This window comes from Streptomyces sp. col6, assembly GCF_008042035.1.
Classification (GTDB): Bacteria; Actinomycetota; Actinomycetes; order Streptomycetales; family Streptomycetaceae; genus Streptomyces.
In genome coordinates this window covers 470,010-482,800 of sequence record NZ_RDBL01000006.1, presented here as the reverse complement: position 1 = coordinate 482,800, position 12,791 = coordinate 470,010, and the positions used below count along the sequence as shown (strand labels likewise).

13 protein-coding genes are annotated in these 12,791 nt (G+C 70.8%); 4 read left to right on the top strand and 9 right to left on the bottom strand.

The features are described from left to right. Positions 1–134 precede the first annotated feature (134 nt). Positions 135–1,247, bottom strand: coding sequence for an SGNH/GDSL hydrolase family protein (locus tag EAO73_RS06230; RefSeq protein ID WP_147970452.1), 1,113 nt, complete (start codon positions 1,245–1,247; stop codon positions 135–137). 210 nt (positions 1,248–1,457) lie between these two features. Here EAO73_RS06230 and EAO73_RS06225 point away from each other — a divergent pair, with 210 nt between their 5' ends. Continuing rightward, entirely contained in the window at positions 1,458–1,811 is a 354-nt protein-coding gene (locus EAO73_RS06225; RefSeq protein ID WP_147970451.1) for a hypothetical protein, read from the top strand. 10 nt (positions 1,812–1,821) lie between these two features. Here EAO73_RS06225 and EAO73_RS06220 read toward each other — a convergent pair whose 3' ends face one another. The 4 genes from EAO73_RS06220 to EAO73_RS06205 form a co-directional block, all read right to left on the bottom strand. Then, entirely contained in the window at positions 1,822–2,274 is a 453-nt protein-coding gene (locus EAO73_RS06220; RefSeq protein ID WP_147970450.1) for a hemerythrin domain-containing protein, read from the bottom strand. Between the two features lie 88 nt (positions 2,275–2,362). Further along, entirely contained in the window at positions 2,363–3,166 is an 804-nt protein-coding gene (locus EAO73_RS06215; RefSeq protein WP_147970449.1) for an ABC transporter permease, read from the bottom strand. After that, the gene (locus tag EAO73_RS06210) at positions 3,163–4,689 is read right to left on the bottom strand and encodes an ABC transporter permease subunit (protein WP_147970448.1); all 1,527 of its coding nucleotides are present in this window, start codon (positions 4,687–4,689) and stop codon (positions 3,163–3,165) included. Before EAO73_RS06210 ends, EAO73_RS06215 begins: the two co-directional genes overlap by 4 nt. Further along, entirely contained in the window at positions 4,686–5,633 is a 948-nt protein-coding gene (locus tag EAO73_RS06205; RefSeq protein WP_147970447.1) for an ABC transporter ATP-binding protein, read from the bottom strand. The genes EAO73_RS06210 and EAO73_RS06205 overlap by 4 nt, the downstream gene beginning before the upstream one ends. A gap of 125 nt (positions 5,634–5,758) precedes the next feature. On the opposite strand from EAO73_RS06205, the gene EAO73_RS06200 reads away from it, so the two are divergent. From EAO73_RS06200 to EAO73_RS06190, 3 genes are read left to right on the top strand one after another with little or no spacing between them, the layout of a single operon-like run. Then, positions 5,759–6,979 carry a sensor histidine kinase gene (locus EAO73_RS06200; RefSeq protein WP_147970446.1) on the top strand — a complete coding sequence of 407 codons (1,221 nt, stop codon included), beginning with the start codon at positions 5,759–5,761 and terminating at the stop codon, positions 6,977–6,979. Beyond that, positions 6,976–7,647, top strand: a complete 672-nt coding sequence (locus EAO73_RS06195; RefSeq protein ID WP_191133955.1) for a response regulator transcription factor — start codon at positions 6,976–6,978, stop codon at positions 7,645–7,647. The genes EAO73_RS06200 and EAO73_RS06195 overlap by 4 nt, the downstream gene beginning before the upstream one ends. A 12-nt stretch (positions 7,648–7,659) precedes the next feature. Further along, positions 7,660–8,124 (top strand): GNAT family N-acetyltransferase, encoded by a 465-nt coding sequence (locus EAO73_RS06190; protein WP_147970445.1) that lies wholly within the window; start codon positions 7,660–7,662, stop codon positions 8,122–8,124. A gap of 100 nt (positions 8,125–8,224) precedes the next feature. On the opposite strand, the gene tuf is transcribed toward EAO73_RS06190, so the two are convergent. The 4 genes from tuf to rpsL form a co-directional block, all read right to left on the bottom strand. After that, complete coding sequence (gene tuf, locus EAO73_RS06185; protein ID WP_147970444.1) at positions 8,225–9,418, bottom strand: elongation factor Tu; 1,194 nt, start codon at positions 9,416–9,418, stop codon at positions 8,225–8,227. A 160-nt stretch (positions 9,419–9,578) separates the two neighbouring features. After that, positions 9,579–11,708, bottom strand: a complete 2,130-nt coding sequence (gene fusA, locus EAO73_RS06180; protein ID WP_147970443.1) for an elongation factor G — start codon at positions 11,706–11,708, stop codon at positions 9,579–9,581. 38 nt (positions 11,709–11,746) lie between these two features. After that, a complete protein-coding gene (gene rpsG, locus EAO73_RS06175) occupies positions 11,747–12,217 on the bottom strand; it encodes a 30S ribosomal protein S7 (RefSeq protein ID WP_018101248.1) in 471 nt (156 codons plus the stop codon). Positions 12,218–12,219: 2 nt separating this feature from the next. After that, entirely contained in the window at positions 12,220–12,591 is a 372-nt protein-coding gene (rpsL, locus tag EAO73_RS06170) for a 30S ribosomal protein S12 (RefSeq protein WP_003948652.1), read from the bottom strand. Between the last annotated feature and the right edge of the window lie 200 nt (positions 12,592–12,791).

Genomic DNA, 12,791 nt, shown 5'->3' with positions numbered 1-12,791 from the left:
CCCGACCTCCCGGAACCGGACCCCGCCCCCGAGATCGACCCCTTCCAGGACTGCGACCTCTGCGACCGCGTCTTCCGCGCCCCGGAGCCCGGCCACTGCCGCGAATGCCGCGAGGCGGACACGTACAGAGCCGCCTAGCGCTGCCACCCCGTCGGCAGGCTCCTGAGGAACGGGGCGAGCCGGTCGGCGATCAGCCGGTCGTCGCGGGCCGAGGTGTGACCGTCGCATCCGAGGAAGTCCAGGCCCGCCTGGTCGAGGAACCAGTAGTGGACGCCGCTGTCACCGGCGGCGTTGCGCGCCTCGACCACCTTCCGCACGTGCTCGGCGTTCCGGTCGAAGCCGACGGCCACAAGGCTGGTGCCGGGACCGTGGCGCGTCCGCAGTTTCCGGAGGAACTCGTCGTAGGCGGTGCGGAAGGAGGCCGCGAGGCCGTCGGGCGTCCACGGTTCGCCGGGGGTGAGGTCGGAGAAGTCGTTGGAGCCGAGGTTGACCACCACGATCCGGGGCCGCCACGTCCCCGGGTTCTGCCAGACGTCGCCGTCCACGTCCAGCAGGGCGCGGTCGTAGTAGGTCCGGTACGTGACGTCCGGGCAGATGCCCGCGACGTTGCGCACCATGCCGAGGCCGGAGAAGCCGTTGATCTGGTAGTCGGCGTCCAATTGCCGGGCGGTGAGGGCGCCGTGGCTGACGTCGCTGTTGGTGTTCCGCCCGACCTGCTCCGGATCGCAGGCGCCGGTGTGCGGCACATTGCCGTAGCCCACCGTGATGGAGTCCCCGATGAACTCGATCTGATGGTCCCGGGGCATGGGCCTGCTCAGTACGGCGCCCCCGGGCACGGCGACAAAGCCTCCGAACGTGCTGGTGTTCCCCGGGGTGTCGTTGCGTTTGACGACCCGGACGATGTGCTCGCCGTCCCGCAGGCCGTTGATCCAGTACGTGGTGTCGCCGGGTGTGACCAGGGTGGCGACAGTGGCCCCGTCGACCTGGACGTCGTAGTCGGCGGCCGCGCAGTTGAGCACCACGCCGATCCCGGTCCCGTGGAACCGGCCCTCGAAGTACACCCCCGGCCAGCTGAACTGCAACGTCCTCCCCAGGTCCTTGACCCGCCCTGCGGTGTGCACCTGCTCCGAGACGCTCCGCAAGGGGGCCGGTGGCCTCGGCTCATGGCGCGGGCCCGCGTCCACCGCGCCGGGCGCCGCCTGGCCCCTCCCGCGCCCCGGCTTCGGGTCCCCTCCGCTGAAACTCATCTGCGTGCCGTCTCCCCGTCCCTGTGGCGCATCGGTGGATCACGGCTGAACGTCCGGCATTCCTCCCTCCGGAGTCAACCGATTTGAAGGGCAGGAACGACTCAACGGGCGCTCGCAACAGGCGACTTGCCGAGAGACCATCTGCCGCCGCCCCTGGGCCCGACCGCGCCGGATGGAAACTTCCCGGCCGGACCGGGCGTCCTCCGTTACATGGACACCGAACAGACGACGCCGCCCCGGCGCGAAGCCCTCACCGGCTCTGCAGGGCTCCTCACCGCGCTGCTCGGCGCTCTCGCGGGCCTCGCGGTCTGGCTCCCGTACGGGCGGAGGGGCCTCTTCGGCGCCTTCGAGGGGCAGCGGAACACCGACGTACTCCTGCTGGGCCTGCCGGTCCTGCTCGTCGGCGGGACCGTCGCCACCCTGGCCGCCTTCGCCGCCGTACGGGGCCGGTGGCGCACCGCGCTCGGACTGGCGGCGGCCGTCGCGGGCCTCGCCGCCGTCGGCTACGGCTTCGACGTCCTGGCCGGTCCGCAGGCGGCGAGCGACTGCGGGTCGCCCTGCTGACAGCGGAGCCCTACTCCGGGTGCGCCTCCCGCCAAGCCCTCATCGACCGGTCCCACTCGTCCCCGGACAACGCCGTGAGCGAGGCCGGGAACAGGCCGTCCTCCTCCTTGGCGATGTGGTGGTGCAGCTCGTCGACCGCCTCGCGCAGCCGTACGACGTCCTCGGCGCGGCCCAGGTCGATCCCGCGCAGGAACGCACCGAGCTCGCGGTGCTCGCGTACGAGCGCGTCGATGTACCCCGCGTACTCGGGGTCGGCGCTCATCACGGCGAACAGGCCCTGCTCCTCGCCCCGCCAGTGGGCCAGCAGCTCCCGCTCCATCCGGGCCACCAGCGGCCCGACGAGCTCGTGGTCGCCGTCGTCCAGGGCCCGCAGAGCGGCGCCCGCCGTATCGGTGACGGACTCGTGCTCCGCGATGAACTCCTTGATCAGCGGAATCTCACGGCAGCCGCAGTAGTGGCACATGTGCGCCACTTTGACAGATATGCGGCTTTCTCCGGGAGAGCGGGCGCCGTCGGCCCGCTCTCCCGGAGTCCCGCCCGGCCCGGCCGGACTACGCGTCGCGCCCGTGCAGGAGCAGGCCCCCGGCCAGCAGCGCGGTCGCGGCCCACGCCGCGAGCACACCCAGGCCGGCCCAGGGGCCGATGGGCAGCTCGCCGAGACGGACCGTGGCCTGCACCGCGAGCCCGGCGGTCATGGGCGAGATCTGCTGGAGGTGGCGCTGCCAGTCCGGATCGTCGACCACGCCGGTGACGACCGGGAAGACGTAGAGCAGCCCGAGCACGATCCCGATGGCGGGCGCCGCAGCCCGCACCGCCGTCGCCACGCCGAGGCCCAGCAGGGCGATGAGGACGAGGTAGAGGACCGAGCCGGCGGCGGCGCGCAGGGTCGGGCCGTCGGCCAGGGAGAGCGGGGCGTAGCCGTGCGCCCCGGTGAATCCGTTGCCGGGCAGGATCAGTCGGCCCGCGAGGAGGGATGCCAGGATCGCGGCCGTCCCGGAGACGAGGACGACGGCGGTGAGGACCGTCGCCTTGGCCGTGAGCACGGTGATCCGGCCCGGCATCGCCGTGAGCGTGGTGCGGATCATCCCGCTCCCGTACTCGCCGCTGACGGCCAGCACCGCGAGGACGGCGACGACCGCCTGCCCGACAGTGACACCGGTCAGGGCGAGCCTCACGGCGTCCTGACCACACCCCGTGTCCGGGCACTTCACGGCCTTCGCGGTGCCGCAGCCGACCGCCACGGTGAGCGCGACGGCGAGCAGGAGCAGCCTGCCCGTGTCCCCCGCCGTGCGCAGCTTCGTCCACTCCGCGCGCGCGGCACGGCCGAAGTCGTACGTTCCGCTCGCGCGCCTCATACGTCCCTCCCCCGCAGCCGCACGGCGGCCAGACCGAGGGCGAGCGCCGCGTATCCGCACAGCACGGTGAGGCCCGCCCAGGGTGCCAGCGGGTGGTAGCCGGTCGACGGCTCGTACACGCTGAGCACCTGCGCGTACCGGGGCAGGGTCTGCTGCACGGCGAAGCCCGCGGCCGGGGTGACCCGCAGCAGCCACTCCGAGAGGCCCGGCGGCAGCACGCCGGAGGTGGCGAGCAGGAACGGCAGCACGAGCGACGCGACGACCAGGGCGACCGCCGTGCCGCTCCGCCGGAGCAGGGCGCCGACGCCGAGAGCGAGCACGGCGGCGGCGGCACAGAGCAGGCCGGTCCCGGCGATGACCCGCGCTTCGGTCGCCGACGTGACGGGGAGGACGAGGAAGCCCCTTCCGCGCGCACCGCGTTCCCCGACGGGGACGGCGACCGCGGCGGCGACCAGACCGACGGCGCCCGCGACGCCCGCGGCCACCAGTGCCTTGGCACCGAGCACCCGGCCCCGCACAGGGGTCGCCGTCATGGTCGTACGCAGCAGACCGCTCCGGTACTCGCCGGTGATGAACACCGTGCCCACGGCGATCACCACGATCAGCCCGGCGAAGGTGCCGACGAGGAGGTTCTCGACGGCGAAGCCGGCACCCATGGCGGGCCCGCCGACGACCGGTGCGATGTCACCGGCCCCGGTCACGGCGAACCCGCCGCCGTCGCCCGGGGTGAAGCCGCCCTTGAGGGTGTCGGTGTAGCTGCCGGAGGTGCCCGCATCGCCGCCCACCTGTGTGCCGCGCCAGGGGCTCGGGGACCAGCCGCCGGTGAGGACGGGAGGACCGAAGGTGCCGGTGGCCACGGCGGGGCTGAAGCCCGCGCCCGCCCCGGTGTCCTGCTTCGCCTGCGGCGACGTGGTGAAGAGCCCGGCCCGCACGGTCCGCGCGAGCCCCGGCAGCTTCGCCCGGCCGACCCGGGTCCAGCGGGAGCCGTCGGCGGAGGCGTAACCGGTGAGAACGTCGCCGGAGCGGACCAGGCGCAGCCACCCCTGCCGGACCCGGGGGCCCGCCGTGTCGTGCGTGTAGTCGTACTGCATGCGCAGGCCGTGGCCGCCGGTGGCCATGAGCGCCGCGTACGGAGACCCCTGGGCGAGGCTCTCCTTCACGATGATCCCGGCCTTCGCCCAGGGCTGGGCGCCGCGGGCCGTCTTCCCGGTTCCGGTGTCGGCCAGACCGGTCAGGGACCGCAGTTCGACGGTGAGGGAGCCGTCGCCGGTGAGCGTCCGGTGGACGAAGGAGAAGCTGTCGTTGACGGCCTCGCCGCCGGGACCCCTCGGGTACGAGGCGGAATCGGAGCCGCGTCCGGCGGGGGCGGGGGCCGCCGTGCCGAGCAGGCCGACCACGATCGTCGCCAGGAGCGCCCCCGCCATCGCGAGAACCCAGCCGCGCACCGTACGGAACTTGGTCCACTCGGCGTGCAGCGTCGCGAGGAAGCCGGCGCGCACCGTGGCCGTGCGGGTCGCGGTCATCGCGTGGCCTCCCCCGCCGGGACGCCCCGGTACTCCACCGCGTCCCGGGTCAGCTCCATGTACGCCTCCTCCAGCGTCGCGCGGTGCGCGGACACCTGGGAGAACGGCACCCCGTTCCGGGCGAGCAGGGCCACGGTCTCCTCGTCGGTCAGGCCGGTGACGCCGAGGGTGCCGGGGCCGGTGACGAGGACGGTGGCGCCCGCGCCGCGCAGGACCTCGGTGGCACGCGGGGGCGCGGAGGTCCGCAGGGTGACCCGGCCGCCGGACGTGGCGGCGAGCAGTTCGGCGACGCCGGTGTCCGCGACGACCCGGCCGCGGCCGATCACCACGAGATGGTCGGCGGTGTCCTCCAGTTCGCCCATCAGGTGACTGGAGACCAGGACGGCGCGCCCCTCCCGGGCCAGCGAGGCCAGGAAGCCGCGCATCCACACGATGCCGTCGGGATCGAGGCCGTTGAACGGCTCGTCCAGCATGACCACCGGCGGGTCGCCGAGGAGCGCCGCCGCGATCCCCAGGCGCTGGCGCATCCCCAGCGAGAAGCCGCCGGCCCGGCGCCGGGCGGCCGTGCCCAGTCCGGCCTGCTCGATCACCTCGTCCACGCGCCGGGCCGGCACACCCTGCGAGTGGGCCAGCCACAGCAGGTGGTTGCGGGCGGTGCGGCTCGGCTGCAACGCGGCGGCGTCGAGCAGCGCCCCCAGCTGCCGAAGCGGCCGGCGCAGGGTGCGGTACGGCACACCGCCGACCAGGGCCCTCCCCTCGTCGGGCGCGTCGAGGCCCAGGATCACGCGCATGGTGGTGGACTTCCCCGCGCCGTTCGGCCCGACGAAGCCGGTCACCCGTCCCGGCCGCACGGTGAACGTCATCCCGTCCAGAGCCTGCCGCGGCCCGAAGCGCTTGCGCAGACCGACGACCTCGATCGTCGCCTTCGTACTCTCGTCGTCCATGGGCGCCACCCTGCGCCGCGGCACGTTGCACGGGACGAACGGCCGCTGTCATCCCGCTGTTAGGCCCCTCCGCCTAGCCTGGCCCGGTACCGGTCCCGGTGCGGTGGCAAGAGGGGAGCACACGGATGACATGGGGTCCGCTCCGACGGCTCACGGGCCCGGCCGCCCGCCTCGGCCTGCGACACGGCAGCGCCCGCACCCGCTTCACCGCTCTGTACGTGACGCTGTTCCTGCTGTCGGGTACGGCACTGCTCGCCATCGCGGCCGTGGTGGCGTCGGGCGGATCGAGGGACAGCCGGACCGCCCCGGGTGGGGGCACGGCCCTGCCCGCCACGGCCGCACAGGCCCGGGGCCGCATCGACGACCTGGAGCGGCAACTCGCCGGGGCGCACGACACCCAGACCCGGCAGATCCTGCTCGGCTGTGCCATCGCCCTCGGCGTCATGCTGGTGATCTCGGCCGCCCTCGGCTGGTTCGTCGCCGGCCGGGTGCTGCGCCCGCTGCGCGTGATGACCGCGGCCACCCGCCGGATCACCGCCGACAACCTCCACGAACGCCTCGCCGTCGACGGCCCCGACGACGAGGTGAAGGACCTCGCCGACACCATCGACGACCTCCTCGGCCGCCTGGAGGACTCCTTCGACGCCCAGCGCCTCTTCGTCGCCAACGCCTCCCACGAGCTGCGCACCCCGCTCACCACGATGCGGGCCTCCCTGGACGTGGCGCTCGCGAAACCGGGCCCGGTGCCCGGGACCACGGCCACGCTGGCCGCCCGGATGCGCACCGAACTCGACCAGGTGGACCGGCTGTTGGAGGGCCTGCTCGTCCTCGCCCGCAGCCGGCACGGCGAGTTCACCGACCCGGCGCGCCTCACCCTCGGCCGGCTCGCGCACACCGCCCTGACCGCACGGGCCGAGGACATCGCGGCCGGCGGCCTGACCGTACGGGAGACCCGGATCGACGACACCGCGTGGGTGCACGGCAGCCGGACACTGCTGCGGCGCGCGGTCGACAACGTGATCGACAACGCCGTCGTGCACAACGGCCCCGGCGGCTCGATCGCCGTCACGGTACGGGCCGAGGGCGGCGAGCCGGGCACGGTGTCCCTCGTCGTCGAGTCGGACGGTCCCGTCCTCGACCAGCGGCGGGTGGCGGACCTCGCCCAGCCCTTCCGCCGCCTCGCCGGCGACCGCACCGGCACCGGACGGGGCAGCGGCCTCGGCCTCTCCATCGTCGCGGCCGTCGTCCGGGCCCACCACGGCACCCTGGACCTGCGCGCCCGCCCGGCCGGCGGCCTGCGCGTCACCCTCACCCTGCCCGGCGCGGGCGCGGAGGCGGCGCCGTGAGAGTACTGGTGGTCGAGGACGCCCGCGCCCTCGCCGAGGTCGTCGCCGAGGGCCTGCGCGACCAGGGCATGGCGGTGGACGTGGCCCACGACGGGATCGACGCCGCGGCGAAACTGGACGCCACCGCGTACGAGGTCGTCGTGCTCGACCGCGACCTGCCGGGCATCCACGGCGACACCCTCTGCCGGATGATCAGCGAGCGGGAAGGGCGCGCGATGGTCCTGATGCTGACCGCCGCCGGCACGCCGGGCGACCGGGTCAGCGGACTGACCCTGGGCGCCGACGACTACCTCGCCAAGCCCTTCCACTTCCCCGAACTCGTCCTGCGCATCCGAGCCCTGGCCCGCCGCCGCCCCGCGGCCCGGCCCCGCACCCTGAGCGCGGCGGGCATCGAGCTGGACCCGGTGCGCCGGACCGCCGGCCGCGACGGCCGCCGGCTCGACCTCTCCGTCAAGGAGTTCGCGGTCCTCGAAGCCCTCCTGACCGCGAGCCCCGCCTTCCTCAGCGCGGAGGACCTTCTCGAACAGGTCTGGGACGAGCACGCCGACCCGTTCACCAACACCGTCGCCGTGACCATCAGCCGCCTGCGCCGCAAGCTCGGCGAACCCGCGGTCATCGCCACCACCCCGGGCGTGGGATACCGGATCGCCGGACCACCCGCCCTCTGACAGACTCCGGCCATGCATGTACGTACCACCCAAGCCTGGGACCTGCGTCCCGCCACCCCCGCCGACCTGGACGACATGGTCGAGCTCCGGGCCGTCGTGATGCGCCCGGACCTGGTCCGCCTCGGCCGTTTCGACGAGCACCGGGTGCGGCAGCGGCTGCGCGACTCGTACCTCCCCGAGCACACCGAGATCATCGTCGTGGACGGCCGCTTCGCGGGCAGCGTGACGCTGCGGCCGTACGAGGACGGGTGGTGCCTGGAGAGCTTCTTCCTGGACGCGTCGCTCCAGGGGCGGGGCATCGGCTCCGGCGTGCTGCGGCACCTGCTGGACCGCACGGACGCCGAAGGGGCTCCGGTACGGCTGAACGTCCTCCAGGGCAGCGCCGCCCGCCGGCTGTACGAGCGGCACGGCTTCGTGACCGAGCGGGAGGACCCGGTGGACGTGTTCATGATCCGGCGGCCCGGGGCAGCCGCGTAAGCCCGTACAACACCGAAGGGCCCCGCCCCACCGCGTGAACGGTGGGACGGGGCCCTTCTTGGTGCTCTGTGCGGAGCAACCAGGTCAGACGAACAAGTGATTACTTGTTGATCTTGGTGACCTGGCCGGCGCCCACGGTCCGGCCACCCTCACGGATGGCGAACTTCAGGCCCTCCTCCATGGCGACCGGCTGGATCAGCTGGACCGACATGACGGTGTTGTCGCCCGGCATGACCATCTCGGTGCCCTCGGGGAGGGTCACGACGCCGGTCACGTCCGTGGTACGGAAGTAGAACTGCGGGCGGTAGTTGTTGAAGAAGGGGGTGTGACGGCCACCCTCGTCCTTCGACAGGATGTAGGCCTGGGCCTCGAACTCGGTGTGCGGCGTGACCGAACCGGGCTTGATGATGACCTGGCCGCGCTCGACGTCCTCGCGCTTGATGCCACGGAGGAGCAGACCGACGTTCTCACCGGCCTGGCCCTCGTCGAGCAGCTTGCGGAACATCTCGATGCCGGTGACCGTGGTGGTGGTCTTCTCGGTCTTGATACCGACGATGTCGACGGTCTCGTTGACCTTGAGGACACCACGCTCGATACGACCGGTGACGACGGTGCCACGACCGGTGATCGTGAAGACGTCCTCGATCGGCATCAGGAACGGCTTGTCGACGTCGCGCTCGGGCTGCGGGATGTTCTCGTCCACGGCCTTCATGAGCTCGAGGACGGTGTTGCCCCACTCCTTGTCGCCCTCAAGGGCCTTGAGCGCCGAGACCTTGACGACCGGAAGGTCGTCGCCCGGGAACTCGTACTCGGAGAGCAGCTCGCGGACCTCGAGCTCGACGAGCTCCAGGATCTCCTCGTCGTCCACCATGTCGGCCTTGTTCAGGGCGACGACGATGTACGGAACGCCGACCTGGCGGGCCAGGAGCACGTGCTCCTTGGTCTGCGGCATCGGGCCGTCGGTGGCGGCGACCACGAGGATGGCGCCGTCCATCTGCGCGGCACCGGTGATCATGTTCTTGATGTAGTCCGCGTGACCCGGGCAGTCGACGTGCGCGTAGTGACGCGACTCCGTCTGGTACTCGACGTGCGCGATCGAGATCGTGATACCGCGCTGGCGCTCCTCGGGAGCCTTGTCGATCTGGTCGAAGGCCGAGGCCTCGTTCAGGTCCGGGTACGCGTCGTGCAGCACCTTGGTAATGGCGGCCGTGAGGGTCGTCTTACCGTGGTCGATGTGACCGATGGTGCCGATGTTGACGTGCGGCTTAGTCCGCTCGAACTTCGCCTTCGCCACTGGGTCCTCCTGTGGAGTGGTTCTGTACGCCTTGCTTCATCGGCGCCAGGTGATCTTTGCTGGGATGCCGGCCCCCGGGGGCATTCTCCGCGAAGTGTGAACTGCGCGACGAATGCCCCACGGGCTCCGGTGACAAGCCTAAAGCGTGAGCTCGGGAGAGTTACTCGCCCTTGGCCTTCGCGATGATCTCCTCGGCGACGTTCCGCGGAACCTCGGCGTAGGAGTCGAACTGCATCGAGTAGCTTGCGCGACCCGAGGTCTTGCTGCGGAGGTCTCCGACGTAGCCGAACATCTCCGAGAGGGGCACGAGGCCCTTCACGACGCGAGCGCCGCTGCGCTCCTCCATGGCCTGGATCTGGCCACGGCGGGAGTTGAGGTCGCCGATGACATCGCCCATGTAGTCCTCGGGCGTGGTGACCTCGACGGCCATCATCGGCTCAAGGAGCACGGGGGACGCCTTGCGGGCACCCTCCTTGAACGCCTGCGAACCGGCGATCTTGAAGGCGAGCTCCGAGGAGTCGACCTCGTGGTAACCACCGTCGAGAAGGATGACGCGGACGCCGACCATCTCGTAACCGGCCAGGATGCCGAACTGCATGGCTTCCTGGGCACCCGCGTCCACCGAGGGGATGTACTCACGGGGGATGCGGCCACCGGTGACCTTGTTGACGAACTCGTACGACGCGTCGCCGCCCTCAAGGGGCTCGATGGCGATCTGCACCTTCGCGAACTGGCCGGTACCACCAGTCTGCTTCTTGTGCGTGTAGTCGATGCGCTCGACGGCCTTGCGGATCGTCTCGCGGTAAGCGACCTGGGGCTTGCCGACGTTCGCCTCGACGCGGAACTCGCGCTTCATGCGGTCGACGAGCACCTCGAGGTGAAGCTCGCCCATACCACCGATGATGGTCTGGCCGGTCTCCTCGTCGGAGTGCACCTGGAAGGACGGGTCCTCCTCGGAGAGGCGCTGGATAGCGATACCCAGCTTCTCCTGGTCACCCTTGGACTTGGGCTCGATGGCGACCTGAATGACCGGCGCCGGGAAGTCCATGGACTCCAGGATGACCGGGTTCTTCTCGTCGCTCAGCGTCTCACCGGTGGTGGTCTGCTTCAGGCCCATGACGGCGATGATGTCGCCGGCGCCCACCGAGTCGATCTCCTCACGCTTGTTCGCGTGCATACGGTAGATCTTGCCGATGCGCTCCTTCTTGCCCTTGACGGAGTTCAGCACCGCGGTGCCGGCGTCCAGGCGACCGGAGTAGATCCGGACGAAGGTGAGCTTGCCGAGGTGCGGGTCGCTCGCGATCTTGAACGCCAGAGCCGAGAGCGGCTCGTCGTCCGAGGGCTTGCGCTTGACCACGGTCTCGGGGTCCTTGGGGTCGTGGCCCTCGATGGCCTCGACGTCCAGGGGGGAAGGCAGGTAGCGGACGACCGCGTCGAGCAGGGGCTGAACGCCCTTGTTCTTGAACGCCGTGCCACAGAACACCGGGGTGACGGTGACGGAGTCCGCGCCGCCCTTGGAGGCCAGCGTGATGCGACGGATCGCCTCGTGCAGCTGCTCCTGGGTGGGCTCGGTGCCCTCCAGGTACAGCTCCATCATGGCGTCGTCGTTCTCCGCGACGGCCTCAAGGAGCTTGCCGCGCCATTCCTCGGCCTGCTCCTGCAGGTCGGCCGGAATGTCGACGACGTTGTACATCTCGCCCTTGGCGGCCTCTTCGGGGTACACGAAGGCCTTCATCGACACGAGGTCGACGACGCCCGTGAAGTCCGCCTCGGCGCCGATGGGCAGCTGCATGACGATCGGGGTCGCGCCGAGGCGGTCCACGATCATGCTGACGCAGCGCAGGAAGTCGGCACCGGTGCGGTCGAGCTTGTTGACGAAGCAGATGCGCGGGACGCCGTAGCGGTCCGCCTGACGCCAGACGGTCTCGGACTGCGGCTCGACGCCGGCCACACCGTCGAACACGGTGACGGCGCCGTCGAGGACGCGGAGCGAACGCTCCACCTCGACGGTGAAGTCGACGTGACCCGGGGTGTCGATGATGTTGATGGTGTGGTCAACATCGTTGAGCGGCCAGTGACAGGTCGTCGCGGCGGACGTGATGGTGATGCCGCGCTCCTGCTCCTGCTCCATCCAGTCCATCGTGGCAGCGCCGTCGTGGACCTCACCGATCTTGTACGAAACGCCGGTGTAGAACAGGATCCGCTCAGTGGTGGTCGTCTTGCCCGCGTCGATGTGGGCCATGATCCCAATGTTGCGGACCTTGGCCAGGTCAAGCGAAGTGGTGGCCATAAGGCTCAGTCTTCTCTCGGTCTCGATGGGGGTAGCGACTACCAGCGGTAGTGCGCGAAGGCCTTGTTGGACTCGGCCATCTTGTGGGTGTCCTCACGCTTCTTGACGGCAGCGCCAAGACCGTTCGAGGCGTCGAGCAGCTCGTTCATGAGCCGCTCGGTCATCGTCTTCTCGCGGCGGGCGCGGGAGTAACCCACGACCCAGCGCAGCGCGAGGGTGGCGGCACGACCGGGCTTGACCTCGATCGGCACCTGGTAGGTGGCGCCACCGACACGGCGGGACTTGACCTCGAGCGAGGGCTTGACGTTCTCCAGCGCGCGCTTCAGCGTGATGACCGGGTCGGCGCCGGTCTTCTCACGAAGACCCTCCATGGCGCCGTACACGATCCGCTCGGCGGTGGAACGCTTGCCGTCGAGCAGGATCTTGTTGATCAGCGACGTGACAAGAGGAGAGCTGTAGACCGGGTCGATGATGACCGGGCGCTTCGGGGCGGGGCCCTTACGAGGCATTCTTACTTCTCCTTCTTGGCGCCGTAGCGGCTGCGGGCCTGCTTGCGGTTCTTGACACCCTGGGTGTCGAGCGAGCCGCGGATGATCTTGTAACGAACACCCGGCAGGTCCTTCACACGGCCACCACGCACGAGCACGATGGAGTGCTCCTGCAGGTTGTGTCCCTCACCCGGGATGTAGGCCGTGACCTCGATACCGGAGGTCAGGCGCACACGTGCGACCTTCCGGAGCGCGGAGTTCGGCTTCTTCGGGGTGGTCGTGAACACACGCGTGCAGACGCCGCGGCGCTGGGGCGAACCCTCGAGTGCGGGCGTCTTGTTCTTCTCGACCTTGTCCTGCCGGCCCTTCCGGACCAGCTGCTGGATCGTAGGCACTACTTCTCCGGTTTCTGTGTGCCGTCGGTGAAACTAACCTGGAACGTCGCCGACCCACGCGGTCGGGTGTGTCGAATCCTGCGAGCCCGTACCGGAACGGCATGAGGAGCACGGATCACGGTGGCCGAAGACAGGCTCGCCATGCGGTTGAGGACACGCACACGAACCCAGGCACACCCCAGGCACAAGGTCTGAGCGTA

Excerpts from the sequence above, each read along its gene's own strand:
- rpsG (WP_018101248.1), bottom strand. The coding sequence starts at position 12,217 with ATGCCTCGTAAGGGCCCCGCCCCGAAGCGCCCGGTCATCATCGACCCG.
- fusA (WP_147970443.1), bottom strand. The coding sequence starts at position 11,708 with ATGGCCACCACTTCGCTTGACCTGGCCAAGGTCCGCAACATTGGGATC.
- EAO73_RS06220 (WP_147970450.1), bottom strand. The coding sequence starts at position 2,274 with ATGTGCCACTACTGCGGCTGCCGTGAGATTCCGCTGATCAAGGAGTTC.
- EAO73_RS06215 (WP_147970449.1), bottom strand. The coding sequence starts at position 3,166 with ATGAGGCGCGCGAGCGGAACGTACGACTTCGGCCGTGCCGCGCGCGCG.
- EAO73_RS06205 (WP_147970447.1), bottom strand. The coding sequence starts at position 5,633 with ATGGACGACGAGAGTACGAAGGCGACGATCGAGGTCGTCGGTCTGCGC.
- EAO73_RS06230 (WP_147970452.1), bottom strand. The coding sequence starts at position 1,247 with ATGAGTTTCAGCGGAGGGGACCCGAAGCCGGGGCGCGGGAGGGGCCAG.
- EAO73_RS06210 (WP_147970448.1), bottom strand. The coding sequence starts at position 4,689 with ATGACCGCGACCCGCACGGCCACGGTGCGCGCCGGCTTCCTCGCGACG.
- EAO73_RS06200 (WP_147970446.1), top strand. The coding sequence starts at position 5,759 with ATGACATGGGGTCCGCTCCGACGGCTCACGGGCCCGGCCGCCCGCCTC.
- EAO73_RS06190 (WP_147970445.1), top strand. The coding sequence starts at position 7,660 with ATGCATGTACGTACCACCCAAGCCTGGGACCTGCGTCCCGCCACCCCC.
- EAO73_RS06225 (WP_147970451.1), top strand. The coding sequence starts at position 1,458 with ATGGACACCGAACAGACGACGCCGCCCCGGCGCGAAGCCCTCACCGGC.